General features: G+C 62.3%; 17 protein-coding genes. 5 read left to right on the top strand and 12 right to left on the bottom strand.

Annotated elements, in window-relative coordinates:
• Positions 1-26: 26 nt before the first annotated feature.
• From JQ641_RS14285 to JQ641_RS14270, 4 genes are all read right to left on the bottom strand, one after another.
• Complete coding sequence (locus tag JQ641_RS14285) at positions 27-1,115, bottom strand: TRAP transporter substrate-binding protein (protein WP_211996589.1); 1,089 nt, start codon at positions 1,113-1,115, stop codon at positions 27-29.
• A gap of 261 nt (positions 1,116-1,376) precedes the next feature.
• On the bottom strand, positions 1,377-2,465 hold the full coding sequence (locus JQ641_RS14280) for a TRAP transporter substrate-binding protein (RefSeq protein WP_192734707.1): 1,089 nt from the start codon (positions 2,463-2,465) through the stop codon (positions 1,377-1,379).
• 186 nt (positions 2,466-2,651) lie between these two features.
• Complete coding sequence (locus JQ641_RS14275) at positions 2,652-3,788, bottom strand: Mrp/NBP35 family ATP-binding protein (RefSeq protein ID WP_211996588.1); 1,137 nt, start codon at positions 3,786-3,788, stop codon at positions 2,652-2,654.
• A gap of 177 nt (positions 3,789-3,965) precedes the next feature.
• Positions 3,966-4,403, bottom strand: a complete 438-nt coding sequence (locus JQ641_RS14270; RefSeq protein ID WP_211996587.1) for a VOC family protein — start codon at positions 4,401-4,403, stop codon at positions 3,966-3,968.
• Positions 4,404-4,688: 285 nt separating this feature from the next.
• Here JQ641_RS14270 and JQ641_RS14265 point away from each other — a divergent pair, with 285 nt between their 5' ends.
• From JQ641_RS14265 to JQ641_RS14250, 4 genes are all read left to right on the top strand, one after another.
• On the top strand, positions 4,689-5,558 hold the full coding sequence (locus JQ641_RS14265) for an NAD(P)-dependent oxidoreductase (RefSeq protein ID WP_211996586.1): 870 nt from the start codon (positions 4,689-4,691) through the stop codon (positions 5,556-5,558).
• Positions 5,559-5,799: 241 nt separating this feature from the next.
• Entirely contained in the window at positions 5,800-7,404 is a 1,605-nt protein-coding gene (locus JQ641_RS14260; RefSeq protein ID WP_211996585.1) for a sensor histidine kinase, read from the top strand.
• Between the two features lie 45 nt (positions 7,405-7,449).
• Positions 7,450-7,653 (top strand): DUF1289 domain-containing protein, encoded by a 204-nt coding sequence (locus JQ641_RS14255; protein ID WP_192734702.1) that lies wholly within the window; start codon positions 7,450-7,452, stop codon positions 7,651-7,653.
• A gap of 31 nt (positions 7,654-7,684) precedes the next feature.
• Complete coding sequence (locus JQ641_RS14250; protein WP_211996584.1) at positions 7,685-8,257, top strand: TIGR02281 family clan AA aspartic protease; 573 nt, start codon at positions 7,685-7,687, stop codon at positions 8,255-8,257.
• A gap of 26 nt (positions 8,258-8,283) precedes the next feature.
• Here the strand turns inward: JQ641_RS14250 and JQ641_RS14245 are convergent, their stop codons facing one another.
• The 5 genes from JQ641_RS14245 to JQ641_RS14225 all read right to left on the bottom strand — a co-directional run bounded on the left by JQ641_RS14245 (position 8,284) and on the right by JQ641_RS14225 (position 13,403).
• Positions 8,284-9,681: a TRAP transporter large permease gene (locus JQ641_RS14245; protein WP_211996583.1), complete on the bottom strand. Its 1,398-nt coding sequence runs from the start codon at positions 9,679-9,681 to the stop codon at positions 8,284-8,286.
• Positions 9,678-10,271 carry a TRAP transporter small permease subunit gene (locus JQ641_RS14240; protein ID WP_211996582.1) on the bottom strand — a complete coding sequence of 198 codons (594 nt, stop codon included), beginning with the start codon at positions 10,269-10,271 and terminating at the stop codon, positions 9,678-9,680. The genes JQ641_RS14245 and JQ641_RS14240 overlap by 4 nt, the downstream gene beginning before the upstream one ends.
• Positions 10,272-10,332: 61 nt before the next feature.
• On the bottom strand, positions 10,333-11,463 hold the full coding sequence (locus tag JQ641_RS14235; RefSeq protein ID WP_211996581.1) for a TRAP transporter substrate-binding protein: 1,131 nt from the start codon (positions 11,461-11,463) through the stop codon (positions 10,333-10,335).
• A gap of 139 nt (positions 11,464-11,602) precedes the next feature.
• Positions 11,603-12,592, bottom strand: coding sequence for a tRNA dihydrouridine(20/20a) synthase DusA (dusA, locus tag JQ641_RS14230; protein ID WP_211996580.1), 990 nt, complete (start codon positions 12,590-12,592; stop codon positions 11,603-11,605).
• 208 nt (positions 12,593-12,800) lie between these two features.
• A complete protein-coding gene (locus tag JQ641_RS14225; RefSeq protein WP_211996579.1) occupies positions 12,801-13,403 on the bottom strand; it encodes a hypothetical protein in 603 nt (200 codons plus the stop codon).
• A gap of 101 nt (positions 13,404-13,504) precedes the next feature.
• On the opposite strand from JQ641_RS14225, the gene JQ641_RS14220 reads away from it, so the two are divergent.
• Positions 13,505-14,944, top strand: a complete 1,440-nt coding sequence (locus JQ641_RS14220; RefSeq protein ID WP_249150424.1) for an FAD-binding oxidoreductase — start codon at positions 13,505-13,507, stop codon at positions 14,942-14,944.
• 104 nt (positions 14,945-15,048) lie between these two features.
• Here the strand turns inward: JQ641_RS14220 and ald are convergent, their stop codons facing one another.
• From ald to JQ641_RS14205, 3 genes are all read right to left on the bottom strand, one after another.
• Complete coding sequence (gene ald / locus JQ641_RS14215; protein ID WP_211996578.1) at positions 15,049-16,161, bottom strand: alanine dehydrogenase; 1,113 nt, start codon at positions 16,159-16,161, stop codon at positions 15,049-15,051.
• A 328-nt stretch (positions 16,162-16,489) separates the two neighbouring features.
• Positions 16,490-17,947 (bottom strand): aldehyde dehydrogenase family protein, encoded by a 1,458-nt coding sequence (locus JQ641_RS14210; RefSeq protein WP_211996577.1) that lies wholly within the window; start codon positions 17,945-17,947, stop codon positions 16,490-16,492.
• Positions 17,944-19,221, bottom strand: a complete 1,278-nt coding sequence (locus JQ641_RS14205) for an NAD(P)/FAD-dependent oxidoreductase (RefSeq protein WP_211996576.1) — start codon at positions 19,219-19,221, stop codon at positions 17,944-17,946. Before JQ641_RS14205 ends, JQ641_RS14210 begins: the two co-directional genes overlap by 4 nt.
• Between the last annotated feature and the right edge of the window lie 28 nt (positions 19,222-19,249).

Here is a 19,249-nt window from a genome sequence, read left to right as displayed (position 1 = left end):
TGTTGAAGCTGCTGCTTGCTTGACGATCAGCCCTGCGGGTTGCGCGCCATGAAGCTGTCGTAACCGAGTTCGGCGACCTGGAACCACTGGTATCCGTTGCTCGTGAAGCCGTTCAGCGAGTCCAGCACCTTCTTGAAGTTCGGGTTGGTCGCCGCCGTCTCGGCGTAAATTTCCTTGGTCGCTTTCAGGCAGGCCTGCATGATCGGCGGCGAAAACGCATGCAGCTTGGTGCCACCGGCAAGCAGCTTCTTGAGCGACTGTGGATTGAGCTGATCGTACTTCGCCATCATCCAGCTGTTGGCGGACTGCCCTGCCAGCTCGAGAACGGTTTGGTAGTGTTTCGGCAGCGCGTTCCACTTTTCCAGATTGACGATCGCGAGCAGCATCGGGCCGCCTTCCCACCAACCGGGATAGTAATAATGCGGCGCGACCTTGTTGAAGCCGAGCTTCTCGTCGTCGTAAGGGCCTACCCATTCCGCCGCGTCGATCGTGCCTTTTTCGAGCGCGGGATAAATGTCGCCGCCGGCCAATTGCTGCGGCACGACACCCAGTTTCTGCATGACGCGGCCGGCAAAGCCGCCGATGCGCATCTTCAGCCCCTTCAGATCGTCGACGGTGTTGATCTCCTTGCGGAACCAGCCGCCCATCTGGCAACCGGTATTGCCGGCCAGAAACGACGTGACGTTGTAGCTCTTGTAGAACTCGTTGAGCAGTTCCCTGCCGCCGCCCTGCATGTACCAGGCCTGGTTGAGGCGCTGGTTAGGTCCGAACGGCACCGCCGTGCCGAACGCAAACGTCGGGTCCTTGCCGAAGTAATAGTAGGACGCGGTATGTCCCATCTCGACGGTGCCGTTTTGCACGGCATCAAGAACCTGCAGGCCGGGAACGATTTCACCGCCGGCAAAGGTCTGAAGTTGAAACTTGTTGTCGGTGGCTTCGGCGACCTGCTTGGCCATCACCTCAACCCCGCCCCACAGCGTGTCGAGCGATTTCGGCCAGCTCGCCGTCAGCCGCCATTTGATTTCCGGCATCGACTGCGCGATCGCCGGCGCCGCCAGAGTTGCGGCACCCGCGGCGCCAATACCTGTGACCTTGAGAAAATCTCTTCTTTTCATGGAATCCTGCCCTTGTGGATGTGTGTCCGAGTGCCTTCTTGCCGAGGCTTTGGCGGCACCATGGAACATCCGGTTCCCGATTTCCATCCCGAACTGCAGGGCGTAACGCAAAAAGCCCGGCCTCCTTGGGAGACCGGGCTTGCTGTACGACTTAGGATGAGGCCCCTGGGCCTGATTACATCAGACCCAGGGGTCTCACTTTTGTTTTGACGCGTTTTCTTGACGCGAACCGGGATCCACTTCGCTCGAAAACGCTATGCATCAGCCGCGCGTGCGCGAGCGGATCATGAAGCTGTCGAAGGTGTACTCGGCGACCTGCCACCACAGATACTGGTCGGAGCGGTACGCCTGCATCGAATCGATCGTCTTCTTGAAGTCGGCATTCTTGGCAGACAGTTCGGCCCACAGTTCGTTGGTCGCCTTCAGGCAGGCTTCCAGAACTTCGTTGGTGAAGGGACGCAGCTGGGTGCCGCCGGCAACCAGGCGCTTCAATGCTGCCGGATTGAGCATGTCATAGCGTTCGTTCATCCAGCCGTTGGCGTGTGCCGCAGCGTTGGTGAGGATCGCCTGATAGTTCTTCGGCAGCGAATTCCACTTCTCCAGATTGGTGAAGGCGTGGACCATCGGGCCGCCTTCCCAGAAGCCGGGGTAATAATAGAACTTCGCGACCTTCTGGAAGCCGAGCTTTTCGTCGTCATACGGACCGACCCACTCGGCGGCGTCGATGGTGCCCTTTTCCAGCGCCGGGTAGATGTCGCCGCCGGCGATCTGCTGCGGCACGACGCCGACCTTCTGCAGCACCTGACCGGCGATACCGCCGATGCGGAATTTGAGGCCCGACAGATCGGCGACCGTCTTGATCTCCTTGCGGAACCAGCCGCCCATCTGGGTGCCGGTGTTGCCGCAGGGGAAACCGATCACGCCGAACTTCTTGAAGAACTCGTTGCCGAGCTCCCCGCCGCCACCCTGCGACCACCAGGAGTTCTGCTGGCGCGCGTTGAGGCCGAACGGGACCGACGCATAGATCGCAAAGGTCGGATCCTTGCCGACGTAATAATAAGAGACGGTGTGGCACATCTCGACCGTGCCGTTGGAGGTGGCGTCGAGCGCCTGCAGACCGGGAACCACCTCGCCCGCGGCGAAGACCTGGATCTGGAATTTGTTGTCGGTCATTTCAGCGACGTACTTCGACAGCTGGTCAGCACCGCCGTAAATCGTGTCGAGCGACTTCGGGAAGCTCGACGTCAAGCGCCATTTGATTTCAGGCGAGGATTGCGCGATCGCCGGCGAGGCAACGGCGGTCGCGGCAGCACCGGCCGCTGAAACTTTCAAAAAATCACGACGCTTCATTCAGGCATCTCCTTAAAGGCGGGGGCGTTTCCCAATTTCCGCGAGCGATCCTCCGGCGGGGCGAATTCCACGTCATCCGGGGCACTCTGGCGGGGGCGCTTTAACATGGAAGTTGGCGAACGAAAACGCGACAAAGGCATGACTGCACTGATTAAACGAAAGTCTCAGGGAAGCCGAATAAGGCCCTCAGGCGGCAGCATTTGCGCCCTGAAGCTGGTCGCGGACCTTGGTACCGATTTCGCGGTAGATGGCGGCGTGCGGACCGTCCGGCTCGCTCGCCACCACCGGGTTACCGGAGTCCGAGGTGGTGCGAATCGACATGTGCAGCGGGATCTCACCCAGAAACGGCACACCCAGCCGCTCGGCCTCGTGCCGCGCCCCGCCATGACCGAAAATGTCCGACCGTGTGCCGCAATGCGGGCACTGGAAATAGCTCATGTTCTCGACGATGCCGAGCACAGGCACGTTGACCTTCTTGAACATGGCAAGGCCGCGCCGCGCGTCGATCAAGGAGAGATCCTGCGGGGTCGAGATGATGACCGCCCCCTTCAGCGGCACGTTCTGCGCCAGGGTCAGTTGCGCGTCACCGGTGCCGGGCGGCATGTCGACCACGAGAATGTCGAGCGTGCCCCATGCCACATCGCGCAGCATCTGGGTGATCGCCGACATCACCATCGGTCCGCGCCAGATCATCGCGGTCTCTTCCTCGACCAGGAAGCCGATCGACATGATGGCAAGACCGAAGCGCTCGATCGGAATCATCTTGCGGTCGTCGTTCAGTTTCGGCTTCTCGTGAATGCCGGTCAGCCGCGGCACCGAGGGGCCGTAAATATCAGCGTCGAGCAGGCCGACGCGCAGGCCGAGATCGCGCAAGCCGAGCGCAAGATTGAGCGCCGTCGTCGACTTGCCGACCCCGCCCTTGCCGGATGCCACCGCAATCACAGCGGCAACGCCTGGGATTTCAGCTTGTTTGGACATCGGGGACGCCGGGCTTTGCGGCGGCTTATGCGCCGACACCGGTTGCACGCCGTGCGTGTGGCGATGCGGCTGAGGTGGTGGCGGCGGCGCAGCGCCGGGCTTGCGCTCGGCGGTCAGTGCGATCATCGCCACGCTGACGCCGGGAATGGCGCGAACCGCGGCTTCCGCCTGCGCCCGCACGCTTTCCCACGCGCGGGCCTCCGCGGCGTCGACATTGATGGAGAAGAACACCTTGCCGTCGGTGGCCGTGATCGCCGACAGCACATTGGCATTGGTCAAGGCGACGCCGCGCGGCGAAGCCACCTTGGCCAGGGCATCGAGAACCTGTTGCTGCGTAACGCTCACGGCACGTCTCCTGGAGCCTAGAGCCTTGTCCGTTCCGATCGAATCGGAACGGGGCTCTAGATTCTTGATTGACGCGTTTTCTTGACGCGAACCGGGTCCACTTCGCTGGAAAACGCTCTAGTCGGTTCTGATGAGCATCAGAACCGGGGCCCTCTTAGAGCGTTGCAGCCCAAAAGGCTACCTTGCTCCGACGTCGTCCCGGCGTTCGGCCGGGGCCACGACCCCGCCCTCCTTGGCGGCCTCGTAGTTCAATTCGACCATCACGCCGTTGGGATCGGTGACGAAGATCTGCCAGAGATCGCCGCCGGGAACCTGGCGCGAGTCGAATGCCATCGCCTTCGATTTGAGCCGCTGCTGCATGCCGGCAAAGCCCGTACTGGCGAAGGCCACGTGATGGACCACGCCGGAGTCAGGCTTTTGGGGTTCGTCGGTCTTGGAAATATCGACCAGATGCACCACCGCCTTGCCCTCCGAGTACATCCACGCCCCCGGGAAGGCGAAGTTCGGCCGGGCGCCCTTTTCCAGGCCCAGGACATCTTCGTAAAAGCGGACCGTGTCGGCGAGATTCCGGGTCCGGATGTTGAAATGATCGAGCACGCCCACGCTGACGCCCATGCGATCTCACTCCCTTTTTTTGTGAGTTGTTTAAACCGGGTGATCCTAGAGCATAACCGGTTCTGATGGAATCATAACTAACTTCTCTAGACTCTTGTTTTGACGCGTTTTCCTGACGCGAACCGGTGTCCGATCGCGCCAGCCAAACGAAGGCGTTGCCCTTCATGACGCAGAGGTTATGGTGCGGCCACCCGCCTCAGGGTTCCGCCCGGCCCTTCCCAGCTTCGGTCGAAGTCCGGCCCCCCAAAGATCAAGCCCGCACGGGCAAACGATAAGGTAGCACACATGGCTAAAGTCGCTTTTCTCGGTCTCGGCGTGATGGGTTTCCCGATGGCGGGCCATCTGGTGAAAAAAGGCGGCCACGAGGTCACCGTTTTCAACCGGACCGGAGCCAAGGCGAAGGAATGGGCGGACAAGTTCGGCGGCCGCACGGCGCCGACGCCAAAGGCCGCTGCCGAAGGCCAAGACTTCGTCATGTGCTGCGTCGGCAATGACAATGATTTGCGCGCGGTCACGATCGGCGCTGACGGCGCCTTTGCCGGCATGACGAAGGGCGCGACCTTCGTCGACCACACCACCGCGTCGGCCGAAGTCGCCCGCGAGCTCGATGCCGCCGCCACCAAAGCGGGCTTCAAATTCATCGATGCGCCGGTTTCCGGCGGCCAGGCCGGCGCCGAAAACGGCGTCCTGACGGTGATGTGCGGCGGCACCGCGGACGCCTATGCCGGCGCCGAGCCCGTGATCGCGGCCTATGCGCGGATGTGCAAGCTGCTCGGACCCGCCGGTTCCGGTCAGTTAACAAAGATGGTCAACCAGATCTGTATCGCGGGGCTGGTTCAGGGCCTCTCCGAAGGCATTCATTTCGCGAAAAAATCCGGCCTCGACGTCCAGGCCGTGATCGAGACCATCTCCAAGGGCGCCGCGCAGTCCTGGCAGATGGAGAACCGCTACAAGACCATGAACGACGGCAAGTTCGATTTCGGCTTCGCCGTCGAATGGATGCGCAAGGATCTGTCGATCTGCATCGCCGAATCCCGCCGCAACGGCGCCAATCTGCCGGTCACCGCGCTGGTCGATCAGTTCTATTCCGAAGTCGAAAAAATGGGCGGCAAGCGCTGGGACACGTCGAGCCTGCTGGCAAGGCTGCAGCGCTGAGCAAGACATTTGCAGCCTTCGTCATGCCCGGGCTTGTCTCGGGCATCCACGTCTTTCTTTGGCCGCTGCATAAGCAAGACGTGGACGGCCGGGACAAGCCCGGCCATGACGATGGAAGAGTTAATTTAACCTCGCGTTAACGGGATTCTTTAGCTCTTTAAGTCATCGCTTAAGGATTTGGGCTCACAGATAGACAATACAAAAAGCCCGCGCAGTTCGCGGGCAGGGTTTGTGTTGTTTGATGAGTAATCCCGCAGAAAAGCCCGAGGTTGTCCAGCTTCCGGCGGACCCTCCAGTCGCCGCGCCGGTCAACACCCGGCGCGCCGCGGCGCAGCGGGTGCGCGAGGCGCGCGACCGGTTAACGTCGACCAGCGGAACCCGCCCGGCTTTCGACACCGAACTGCTCCGGCAATATGCCCAGACCCGGATGTCGGCCTCCTACGTCGTCATGCTGCTGGTGGTTGCGACCGGCGTGCTGTTCGGGTTCTGGATGCACCTGATTGCTGCCATGGCCTGGACCTTCGGCATGCTGTGCATCCATGCCGTCATCATCCGCAATTGCCGCAGGTTTCTGGCGGTGCAGCCCTCGCTCGTCGCCACGCGCAAATGGCGCACGCGATTTGTGCTGCTCGACCTGCTCTACGGGCTGTGCTGGACCGCGATCCTGATCCACCCCGCCGGCCTCGACGTCGTGTCGAACACGATGATGATGTTCCTGATGCTGCTGGTGATCGCGGTATCGAGCATGCTGGCGGCCAGCCTGCCGATTGCGGCGCTGGCGGCCACCGCGCCGGTGACGGCCGCGATCGCGCTGAATTTCGTGCTGGGCGGCACTTTCGACACCTACGCGCTCGCCATGCTGGCGCTGGCCGCCGAAGGCTATTTCGCCCTGCTCGCCCATCGCCTGCACTCGACGACGCTGGCGACGCTGGAGGCGCGCGCCGAAAAGGATGCGCTGATCGGTGAACTCGAGCAGGCCAAGGCGATCTCCGACGAGGCGCGGCATCGCGCCGAATCCGCCAACGTCGCCAAGTCGCGCTTCCTCGCGCAGATGAGCCACGAACTGCGCACGCCGCTGAACGCGATCCTTGGATTCTCCGAGGTGATGAAGAGCGAAATTTTTGGTGCGCACGCCGTGCCGGTCTACAAGGAATATTCCGCCGACATCCATAATTCGGGCGTCCACCTGCTCAACCTCATCAACGAGATCCTCGACCTGTCGCGGATCGAAGCCGGCCGCTATGAACTCAACGAGGAAGCGGTGTCGCTGGTGCATGTCGTCGCCGACTGCCATCATTTGCTGAAACTGCGCGCCACCAGCCGCGGCATCACCATCCACGAAGTGTTCGAACAGGGCATGCCGCGGATCTGGGGTGATGAGCGCGCCACCCGCCAGATCGTGCTCAATTTGCTGTCGAACTCGATCAAGTTCACCCCGCAGGGCGGCGATATATGGCTGAAGGTCGGCTGGACCGCCTCCGGCGGCCAGTATCTGAGCGTCAAAGACACCGGCTCCGGCATTGCCGAAGACGAAATCCCGATCGTGCTGGCATCGTTCGGCCAGGGCTCCAACTCGATCAAGTCGGCCGAACAGGGCGCGGGGCTCGGACTGCCGATCGCAAAAAGCCTGATCGACATGCATGGCGGCACCTTCACGCTGAAATCGAAGCTGCGGATCGGCACCGAAGTCATCGTCACCTTCCCGCCGGAGCGCGTGATGTCGGCGCTGGCGCCGATGGCCGAGGAGGCCCCGCCCCTGCAGCCGGAGCCCGTCATCATTGCGACCGCCGACGAGAAACGCCGGGCGCGTCACAAACCGATCATGAGCGCCGGAACAGGACTGTAACTGGAGCGCTTGCGCAAACCACCGAAAGCATTTCACACTCCCCGAATGAGCAAAGAAACGCCGTGTATCGCAGTCTGCATGATGGACCCCAAAACCAAACTCTGCTTCGGCTGCGGACGAACGCTGCCGGAAATCGCGCAATGGCACCGCATGGACAGCGCGCAGCGGCTGGCCGTGATGGCGGGTTTGCCGGCCCGCATGGCAGAGGCCGGTCTGGCGCAGATCGCGGAGCGTCCGACGTCCAGCTGATCGACCGAAGGACTGCCCAGGGGGACGCGCGATGAGCCGCGTCCTGCTCGTCCTGATCATGCTCGCCGCCACCGCCGGCGCCGTCGTTGCTTACGGCGACCCCGAACAGATCGCACGCGCCAGCGATTCAGTCTCGCAGATGCTGCGGCGACACAGCGTGCAGCCGGCGCCCGCGGTGCAGATCGCGCGCGGCCAGGCCGGCGAATTCGCGCTGCATGCCAAGATCAACGGCGTCAAGGCGCCGATGGTGATCGACACCGGCGCGACCTCGGTGGTGCTGACCTGGGAAACCGCGAAGGCGATCGGGCTGCCGCTCGAGATGCTCGAATACAATGTCGACGTCGAAACCGTGGGCGGACACACCAAGGCGGCGCGGCTGACGCTCGACCGTCTCGCGGTCGGTCACCTCGTCGAAAAATCGGTCCCGGCGCTGGTGGTGCAGCGCGGGCAGATGAAAACCAACCTGCTCGGCATGAGCTTTCTGGATCGCCTGGAAAGCTGGGGCGTAAAGGCCGACCAGCTGATGCTGCACGGCTATCCCGACGTGACGGGCAGCGTCAGCCCCCCGCGCCGCCCCCGGCGCGACCGCGCGGCTGCCAACTAGCATCGCGCAAGGCGGTGCCTTGCAGATCAATTCGGCCCGACTACCGCAGCGGCGACCTTTGGCACCACATACTCGATCTGCACCTTCTTGCGATCCGCATCCCTGCGGGCCTGCAGCCAGCCTGGAAACCACATCGCGATCGCCGGGAAGATCAGCACCAGCACCACGCAGAGAACCTGGATGACCATGAAGTCCGCCATGCCGCGATAGATCAACCGCAGATTCCATTCCCTCACGACCTGCTTGAGATAATAGGCCGACATCGCGACGGGTGGAGACAGGAACGCCGTCTGCAGAACGACCGCGACGATGCAGCCGAACCACACCATGTCGTAGCCGAGGCCCTTGGCCACCGGCGCCAGCATCGGCATGAAAATAAACACGATCGCCGGCCATTCGAACGGCCAGCCGAGCAGGAATATCAGCGTCAGCAGCAGCGTCATGGTGCCCCAGGCCGGCAGCGGCGAGGCAAGCAGGGCATTGGTCATCCAGCTGGCGGTGCCGAGCCACGCGAACACCGCACCGAACACGTTGGAGGCGACGGCGAGCAGCAGCACCATGCTGGTGGTCGCCATCGTGCTGTAGCAGGCCTGCAGCAAACCACTCCACGTAAACTTGCCGTAGAGAATGACCAGAAGAATGGCACCGAGCGCGCCCAGCGCTGCGGCCTCCGCGGCCGTCGTGATGCCGGCCAGGATCGCACCCAGCGTGACGATGGTCAGCACCGTCACCGGCACGAGGCCGACCAGGCACTCCCACAGCACGATCTTCATCGATTCCGGCCGCTCGTCGAGCGGCACCGGCGGACCGAGCTTCGGATTGAAGTGACAGCGGATCAGCGTGTAGGCGATGAACATGCCGGACAGCAGGAAGCCCGGGCCGAACGCGGCTGCGTACAAATCGATGATCGAGATATCGAGCACGGGCGCCATCACGACCAGCATCACTGACGGCGGAATCAGAATGCCGAGCGTGCCGCCGGCCGCGATCGCGCCCGCCGACATGCGCACGTCGTAGCCGGAGCGGATCATCATCGGCCCGGCCATGATGCCGAGCAGCGCCACCGTAGCGCCCACGGTTCCGGCAGCGATGCCGAACAGCGTCGCGGTAACGATGACGACCACGTAAAGCGCGCCCTTCAGCGGCGCAAACAGATCGCGGAACGCCCTGAACAGTCGCTCCATCAACCCGGCCTGATCGCAGATGAAGCCCATCAGGATGAACATGGGCACCGCGACCAGTTCGTCTTGCTTCATGATGCCGATGGTCTGCAGGTAGGCGAGGCTGAGCACCCGCGGCCCCATGCCGATGTAGCCGAACACACCGGCGAGAAACAGCAACGTAAAACTGATCGGCAGACCGATGAAGATCGCCCCCAGCATCACCAGCAGCATGAACAGGCCGAGCAGCTCGAGTCCGGTCATATCTCGATCTTTTCCTTGTGCTCGAACTCGCGCCCGAACTGGATCTGATACCAGCACTTCAGTACTTCGGAGACGCCCTGAACCATCAGAAGGACCGCCGCCAGCGGGATGGTGGCCCGGAACGGCCACATGATCACGCGCCACACGCTTTCCTGCGACCTCTCGCCGGTGTCAAAGGAATGCAGCGCGGCATCGTAGCTGACCACCATGAAGGTGATCATGACCGGGTAGAACAGCAGGATGTAGGAGATCATGTCGATGATCCCCTTGGTGCGGTACGAAAAATTCTCCCAGTAGATATCGGTTCGAACGTGCGCGCCTTTGTAGAGCGCGTATCCGCAGGCGAGCATGAAGGCCGAGCCGTTGGCCATGAAGCTCGACTCGTAAACCCAGGCGGTCGGGGCATTGAACCCGTAACGCATCACGACCTCGTAGGTGATCGTCACCACGAGGAACAGCATCGTCAGGGAGATGAGTTTGCCGGTGACGTCCGAGAACCGGTCAATGGCCCGAATGATCGTGTAGAAGGCGTGTGGAAACTCACTTCCCACGCCAGCCGGATACGAGGCTCCGCCGTCAGTCGACATCATGATCCCCCTTGGAAAGCAACTGGCGCCTGTCAATGACGCCAGTTGCGCGCGCGAAAGCGGATCACTTCTTCTGCAGATAGACCTTGTCCTTCCAGTAGTACTCGCCGGCGAAATTATAGGGCGGGAACCAGGAAAGCTTGAACGGGACGATTTTCTCGGCGTAGGCCTTCTGACTGTCCATCGCCTTCTTGTAGAACGGGTTCTTGGCGGCGTACTCGGCCTGGATCTTCTCCCACTCGTCGAGGAAGTTCTTCAGGACATCATCCGGCGTGCGATGCAACTGGACGCCCATCTTGAGGAGGTCCTGGCAGGCCTGCGCGGTCTCGCGGTTGAAGGAGAAATTGCGCTGCGTCGTAGCGTAGACGCTGGCAACCTTGATGATCTCCTGCAGGTCCGGCGTCAGCTTTTTCCAGACATCTCCGTTGATCATCAACTGGCCGCCGGTGACCGGCTCGTGCATGCCAGGGGTGTAGTAGTGCTTCGCTACCTGGTGCAGACCGAGCTTCTTGTCTTCCTCGCAGTTGATCCATTCCGCGCCTTCGATCACGCCGCGCTCCATCGCCGGGACGATCTCGCCGCCCGGTATGGTGACGACCGACACGCCAAGCCGGCCGTAGGTCTCCGCGCCGATGCCGTAGATGCGATACTTCATCCCCTTGAGATCGGCGAGGCTGTTGATCTCTTTCTTGAACCAGCCCATGCCTTGCGGATAATCGGTCGGGATCGGGAAGCCGACGACGTTGAGCTTGAGGACGTCGCGGTAGAATTCTTCCAGCAGGGCCATGCCGCCGCCGTCGTAGTACCAGGCCCAATAGTCACTTCCGTCCATGCCGAACAGCGGACCGTGCGACATCGGGATGGTTGCGGTGTTGCGACCGAGGATGTAGCCGAACGGCGCCATTCCGACGTCGAGAACGTTCTTCGACGTTGCGTCGAAGACCTCGAACGGGGGAACGATGGCGCCGGCGGGGAGCGTTTCGATCTTGAGACGGCCGCCCGTCATCTTTTCGACGGTCTCGGCCCACAGCTTGAAGATGAGGTGGAAGTTCGACGACGCGGGGTGGGTCGATTGCCCTTTTAATACAAGGGGCTTGGGCGCCGTAGCCGGGGTCTGAGCCTGGGCTGGCTTCGTGAAGGTGGCGGCGAGTCCGAGGGCAGCAGCCACGACAATAACAGACGTGTACCTGAGCATTCTCTCCTCCCTGTTTGTAGCAATCCTCCTTGGTTGATGTTTTTTTGATTTTGTAAGCTGAAGTTACGGACGGGATGATTGCGCTGTCAAGGCGATATGTGTCGGACCGGCAAGTGAGCGGGTGGAAGATGGTGTGCCGTCAGGCCGCGATCGAAGACGCCGCGCTGCTATCAACCAGCGCAATCGCATCGCACAATACGTTGGCGCCGGCGCCTTGCCTGACGCCGTTTTCGGCGAGATGGCGGCGGAAGGCACGCGCCCCCGGCACGCCGTGAAACGCACCGACGAAGTGCCGCGTCATCGAATGCAGCCGCGTGCCCTGCCCGAGCTGATTTTCGATGTAGGGCATCATCGCCTCGAACACACCCTTCATGGTCGCATGCGGCGCCGCCTCGCCGAACAATTCGGAATCGACGTTGAGCAATCGCCACGGCTCCTGATAGGCCGCCCGCCCCAGCATCACGCCATCGACATGGGCAAGATGCGCCTTCGCCTCGGCAATGCTGCCGATCCCGCCATTGATGATGACCGGCACCTCGGGCAGCACGGCCTTCAGCCGATAAACTCTGTTGTAATCGAGCGGTGGAATGTCGCGGTTTTCCTTCGGCGACAAGCCATTGAGCCAGGCCTTGCGGGCGTGCACGACCAGCGCATCGGCGCCCGCGGCATCGACGCCGCGCGCCAGCACGTCCAGCGCCACTTCCGGATCCTGGTCGTCGATCCCGATGCGGCATTTGACCGTGACGGGAATGTTCACCGCGCGCTTCATCGCGGCAACGCCCTCGGCAACCAGCGCCGGCTCCGCCATCAGGCAGGCGCCGAAGCGGCCGTCCTTTACCCGGTCCGACGGACAGCCCACGTTGAGGTTGATCTCGTCATAGCCGAAATCCTCGCCGATCTTCGCAGCCGTGGCGAGATCGCGCGGATCCGAGCCGCCAAGCTGCAGCGCAACGGGGTGCTCGCTCTGGTCGAAGCCGAGCAGCCGCATTCGGTCCCCATGGATGATGGCGCCGGTCGTCAGCATCTCCGTGTAAAGCCGCGCCCGCCGCGTCATCAGACGGTGGAACACGCGGCAATGCCGGTCGGTCCAATCCATCATGGGGGCAATGCAAAATCGATGCGATAACATGTTGATGTTATTTCGCTTTATCATCTCGTCCAGAATAGCTGATTTTTGGGCCGACAGAAATTCAAAGCTGACTATTGGGGCATTTTCCTGTCATTTCAAGTTCTTAAGTCGATCGCGTGTTCGTCCCTCGATGGACGCCGGACCTTCTTCGGTACAGCATTGCAGTACCGAATGAATTCATGCAGTACCGCGCTGTTTCCGACCCTCCTCACCAATCCCGTGCAAAGTAACGTGCCGCTCTGGCCAGACCTAGGATAGAACAAGCACCATCGTAGATTTGGGCGTGCGCCCAGACCACTGCGCGTGCTCGGTGGACGGCAACAGCGACGATACCTGTCACGAGGGCAAGCTTTACCCCTTCGCTGACACGACTCGAAATGGCGAGGAAGTCAGCGTCAAGTACAATAGATAAAAAGGCTTCACGCGAGGGCGAGACCGGCAAATCACGGTAGCTGACAACGCGATCCATCCCGGCCATGATCCAGGTTGTCGCCCCTGCGAGGCCGACCACGCAGCAAAGGCCCGTCCAGAGGACGAGGGCCGGTGATAGCGCAAGAGCTGATACCGCAACCACGACAAAGTAGTACTCGCCACGACTAGAGACAAAGACCATGTTCTGAGGAATGTCTCCACCACTGCTGAGTGGTGCGAGCGCAAGCAAAGCACTGAGAGCTGCTACATCGAATGCAAACAACGCATAGCGTGCAAAGCGCTCATAGCGACTGCCGACAAGTGCGAGCGGCGCAAGACCGACTAAAGCGGCCGCCACAATCGGCGCCGCTATATAGATTCGGCGCAAGCTGCCGAACATCGTGGCATTTCGGCATTGGTTTCTTCGGAACCGCCACCGAACGGCAAGCAATGCCGCACAAACGCGCGAAGATGATCCGACGCCAAATCGGGAGCTGAAGCATGTCTCAGTCGGTACACGTTCACGCCTTTTGCGACCTACTGGACGGCGGGGGCGTCGTTGACGACCCAGAGCAGATCGCCACCTACACAACGGATCAACGCCAGCTCTTCACTGGGTCAACGTTCGCCGTACTGAAGCCCGCGACGACGAAGCAGGTCGCCGACATCGTGCGAGTGGCGGCACGACAGAGCATCGGAATCGTTCCGCAGGGCGGCAACACCAGCTACTGCGGCGGCGCGACGCCGGACGCCTCCGGACGGCAGATCATCGTCAGCCTCGAGCGGATGGACAGGATCCGCGAAGTCGATCCCGTCTCCATGAGCATCTCTGTCGACGCCGGCGCCATCCTGAAGAACGTACAGGACGCCGCGGCAACCGCCGGACTTCTGTTGCCGCTCAGCCTCGGCGCGGAAGGCAGTTGCCGGATCGGCGGCAACATCGGAACGAACGCCGGCGGACTGTCCGTCGTCAGATACGGAATGACTCGCGATCTGCTCCTCGGGATCGAGGCGGTTCTGTCTGATGGCACGGTGGTTTCGGACATGCGCAAACTGCGCAAGAATAATACAGGCTACGACATCAAACAGTGCTTCGTTGGAAGCGAGGGAACTCTCGGCATCGTCACGGGCGCTGTGTTGCGCCTCGCGCCCTTGCCGATCCGCCGCGCGACCGCCTGGCTGAAGCTCGCGATGGACGCCCCGCTCGCCGAGCTTCTCGCCCTGGTACGTCGCGAATCCGCGGACCTGCTCACCACGTTCGAATTCATGACGGCCCGATCGATCGCGCTCGCGAGCGAAGCGATGACTAACCCACCCTCCGTCCGCGCCGGCGCTGGGGGCACCGTACTCGCCGAGTTCGCCTCCTCCTCGCGTCATCTCGATCTCGACGGACTGATGGAAGCCGTTCTGGCCGAAGCGATCGAGTCCGGATGGATCGAGGACGCCTTCCTGGCGCAGAGCGGATCGCAGCGGACCGCGATGTGGGAGGTGCGCGAGACCATCCCGGAGGGCGAGAAGCGCCGGAACGGATCGGTCAAGCATGACATTTCCGTGCCGCTTTCCTCCATTCAGCGTTTTCTGGATCTAGCCGGCTCGCAGGTACGGTCGTATGACGCGGATCTTGAGCTGTCCGTCTATGGACACGTCGGCGACGGCAATCTGCATTACAACGTGCTGGTGCCTCCCGGCGTCGACCGGATAGCGTTCACCAAGCGGATCGAAAGCGGCCTGTCGCTGCAACTCTATGACACGGCCGCGGCGCTCGACGGCACGTTTAGCGCGGAGCACGGTGTCGGCCGGTTCAAGAAGCATCTTCTGGAGCGGTACGGCGACGTCGGCCGCATCGCTGCGATGCGCCGCATCAAGACCGCCTTTGATCCAGCGGACATCATGAACGCTGGCGCGATGGTGCGTCCGTTGGGGAAAGGGTCTGCCTCTTGATGATGCCGGGGTGAGGGAACGAAAAAGGGAGCCACTCCGAAGGAGTGGCTCAAGTTGGGGAGGAAATGTCCCATAGGGACCTCTTGGGGACCTCTTGGAGCAGATCAGGCGGCAACCTGCTCGATCGGGGAGCATGGCAGGCCGAGACTCTCGGCTACGGCCTGATACGTTAACCGACCACGATGGACATTCAGGCCAGCACGCAGATGCGGATCTTCCAGCACGGCTGCGAAACCCTTGTTGGCGAGCGCCAGACCAAACGGCAGCGTAGCGTTGTTCAAAGCCTGGCTTGAGGTCAGCGGAACAGCTCCCGGCATATTGGCGACGCAGTAGTGGATAACGCCGTCCACCTCGTAAGTCGGGTCGGCATGCGTCGTCGGACGCGATGTCTCGAAGCATCCGCCCTGATCGATCGCTACGTCCACGATCACGGCTCCCTTGCGCATCGAGCTCAACATGCCGCGGTTGACAAGTTTCGGCGCGCTCGCTCCGGGAACGAGCACTGCGCCAATAACAACGTCGGCGGCAAATATCTCGTTCTCGATGGCCTCAATCGTCGAGAACCTGGTACGAACACGTCCTTCGAACAACTCATCCAGTTCACGAAGCCGCGGTATCGACCGATCGAGAATAGTGACCTCGGCGCCCAGGCCTGCCGCCATGCGCGCTGCATGCGTACCAACTACGCCACCTCCAAGCACCACGACGCGCGCCGGTTGAACGCCAGGTACGCCACCGATCAAGAGCCCTCGCCCCCCGGCATACCGTCTCAGGGCCGCACCCGCCGCTTCGATCGCGAGCCGACCCGCGACTTCGCTCATTGGCGCAAGCAGCGGAAGTCCGCCGTGCGCATCAGTCACGGTCTCGTAGGCGATTGCCGTGCATCCGGACTTCAGGAGGCCGTTGGCCTGCTCCGGATCGGGCGCCAAGTGTAGATAAGTGAACAGGATCTGGTTCTCTCGAAGCAGCGCCCATTCGGAGGGCTGAGGCTCCTTTACCTTTACGATCATGTCGCTCGATGCAAATACATCGCGCGCTGACTCCAGGATCGTTGCGCCTGCCTTGCAATAGTCGTCGTCCGTCGCGCCGATGCCGGCGCCTGCGTTGGTCTCGACTGACACGCTGTGGCCAGCCGCCACATATTCTCGGACGGCTCCAGGCGTCAGGCCTACGCGATACTCGTGCGTCTTGATTTCCTTGGGCACACCAACTTGCATTTGCAATCTCCTTGATGGACGACCTCTTCTCAGACGAACGGCGATATTCATCTGACGAACTTGACGCTGGCCGCAGCGTATCTTGGGTTCGACGGCATTACGCAATCGGACTGAGGCGAAGTCCGGCACGGTATTGCATTGATGAAGCGGCAGATGAGACGATATGCTGTCAGCGCTGGCGCGACACAGTGCAATCCCTGTAGATCGCACTGGATGATGACCGCCATGAGTCATGGCATTGCCCCGATAGAGTGGGATGGCGATAGTCTCGTGGGGTCGCCGACATGCGGCACCTTAGTTTTGAACGGCTCGCCCTAAAGGTGGCGTTTCATCGGTAAAACCCGAGAACGGCTTTGGTCTCGAGATATTCCCCCATTCCCTCGAGGCCGTATTCGCGGCCGTTGCCGGAACGCTTGTATCCGCCAAAAGGTGCGGTCGGGTCCCAGTCGGGATAGTTGAGATGGACTTGACCCGACCGGATCTGCCCGGCGACCGCCCGTACCGTCTCGATATCCATTCCCTGCACATGAGCGCCGAGGCCGTAGACCGTGTCGTTGGCGATCTCGACTGCCTCCTCCACCGTATCGTAGGGAATGATCGAGAGCACCGGGCCGAAGATCTCCTCCTGCGCAATCTTCATGTCGCGACGGACGTTCGAGAAGATCGTCGGCCGCGCATAGAAGCCTATCTGAAAGTCGTCGGGCCGCCCTGGCCCGCCAGTGACGAGCTTGGCATCTTCTTCCAGACCGACACCAATCATGGTCTGGACGCGCTCGAACTGCGGCCGATTGGCGATCGGACCATGGGTCGTGCTTTCCGCAACGGGATCGCCGACCACCATTTTGGAAGCAGCCGCTGCGGCCAGAATCTCGACCTCCGCCATCTGTGAGCGCGAGACAAGCATGCGTGTTGGCGCGCTGCAGGATTGGCCGAGGTTGCGGAAGGCGGCGGCGACGCCGAGCGGAACGGCCCGGCTCAGCTCGGCGTCCGGCAGAATGATGTTCGGCGACTTGCCGCCAAGCTCCTGGGCGACGCGCTTGACGGTGGGCGCCGCCGCTTGCGCGACGAGAACCCCGGCACGGGTCGAGCCGGTGATCGAGATCATGTCCACCTGAGGATGCGACGCCAGACCGGCGCCCACGATTGGACCGGTTCCGTTGACGAGGTTGAATACACCAGGCGGACACCCGGCATCATCTACCACCTCGGCGAACAGCAATGCGCTCAGGGGCGACAATTCGCTCGGCTTCAACACCACCGTGCAGCCAGCCGCGAGCGCCGGACCGACCTTGGCTGTAATCTGGTAGAGAGGCCAGTTCCAGGGGGTGATGAGGCCGCAGACACCGATGGCCTCGCGCATGATCGCGGTGCCGCCGTGCGGGGTGATGAACGGATAGATCGCAAGATTGTCGCGCGCGACACGGATATGTTCGGCGGCCAGCGGCATCTGGGCGCTGCGCGCGTAGGTGATGGCGGCCCCCATCTCGCTCGTGATTGCCTGCGCGAACAGCTCGAGCCGCTCGAGGAGCAAACCATGGATCCGGTCGAGCAGCGCCGCCCTCCCAGCAGCCGGCGTGCGGGACCAGCCGACGAAGGCATGTCTGGCGGCGGCGACCGCGTACTCGACATCCTCGTCATTGCCGAGCGCGACTTCGGCGATCGGTTGCTCGGTCGCCGGGTTAACGACCACCGCCGTCGCCGATCCGTTCGGCTTCCGCCATTCTCCGTCGATGTAGAATTTGCCGAGGAAGCCGGCTTCCATCAGGTGTCGAACGGCCGAGGTCATTGGAAGCGATCCTTGATCCGGTAATAGGCGCCGACCAGCGGGAGGAACCAAGGAGGACCGAGATGACCTGGAATGGCGGGCCAGGTGAAGTCCTTCCAGGGATTGAGCTCGGTGCGCCCGTCCATGACTTCCGCCATGATCGTCCCCATCAGGGTCGACATCTGGGTGCCATGGCCGCTGTAGCCCATGGAATAGTAAATGCCATTGCGTTCGCCGGCGCGTGGCAGCCGGTCGCGCGTCATGTCGACCATCCCGCCCCAGCAATAGTCGATGCGCACGGCGCGAAGCTCGGGAAAGACGTCGTGCAGCGCAGCCTGCAGGATCGCGCCGCTCTTCTCGTCTGAGGCCGGGTTGGAGATGGCGAAACGGGCGCGGCCGCCAAAGAGCAGCCGGTTGTCAGGCGTGGTTCGGAAGTAGTTGACCAGGTTCTTCGTATCGACCGCCATCCGGCGCCGCGGCAGGAGCCGATCGAGCGTCGCGACCGGCAAGGGCTCGGTGACGATCAGGAAGGCGCCGACCGGCACGATCCGGCGTCGAATCCAACCCAGCGGCCCCGTATGCGAGGTGCCGCTCGCCAACAGAACCTGCGAGGCCCGAAGCCGGCCCTTCGGTGTCTCGATCTCGTGACCTCCGCCGGCGGCGGGTCGCAGGCCCATCATCGGCGTACGCTCGTGAATCGCGACGCCGCGCCGCGCCGCCGCTTCCGCAAGGCCGCGGACGAAGCGCCCAACGTGCATGCCGGCGCTCTTGCGGTAGATCAGCCCGCCGTAATAGCGCTCCGATCCCACTTCGCCGGCCAGATCGGCACGGCTCACCATCGTCGTGTCGGGATCGACATTGGCGGCGAGCAATTCCTGGCTGCGTGCAAGCTTGTCATAGTGCTCGGGTTTGGCCGCGAGTTTGATCTTGCCGGTGCGCGCGAAGCTGCAGTCGATCTTCTCTTCCGCCACCAGGCGCTCGACCGTATCGACCCCGGCGTCGAAGGCCCGATAGAGCCGATCGGCGACTTCCTTGCCAAGCCTGGCCGAGAGCGTGCCGTAATCCTGGGCGAACCCGTTGTTGCACATGCCGCCGTTCCGGCCGGACGCCGCGTGCCCGATCGTCTCGGCTTCGAGGAGCACGACGCGCGCGCCCTTCTTGGCGAGAGCCAGCGCCGCCGAAGATCCGGTCAGTCCGCCGCCGATCACCGCAACGTCGCAGGTGCCTTGCACCGGTCCTGCGGTGCCGCTCCTGAATGGCTCCGATGTGTCCAACCAATAGGATGTGAGCTTCATATCGACCTCGGATTCTCGCTATCTGAAT

The organism is Bradyrhizobium sp. JYMT SZCCT0180 (assembly GCF_018130165.1).
Lineage (GTDB): Bacteria > Pseudomonadota > Alphaproteobacteria > Rhizobiales > Xanthobacteraceae > Bradyrhizobium.
This window is presented reverse-complemented; position numbering and strand designations above follow the sequence as displayed.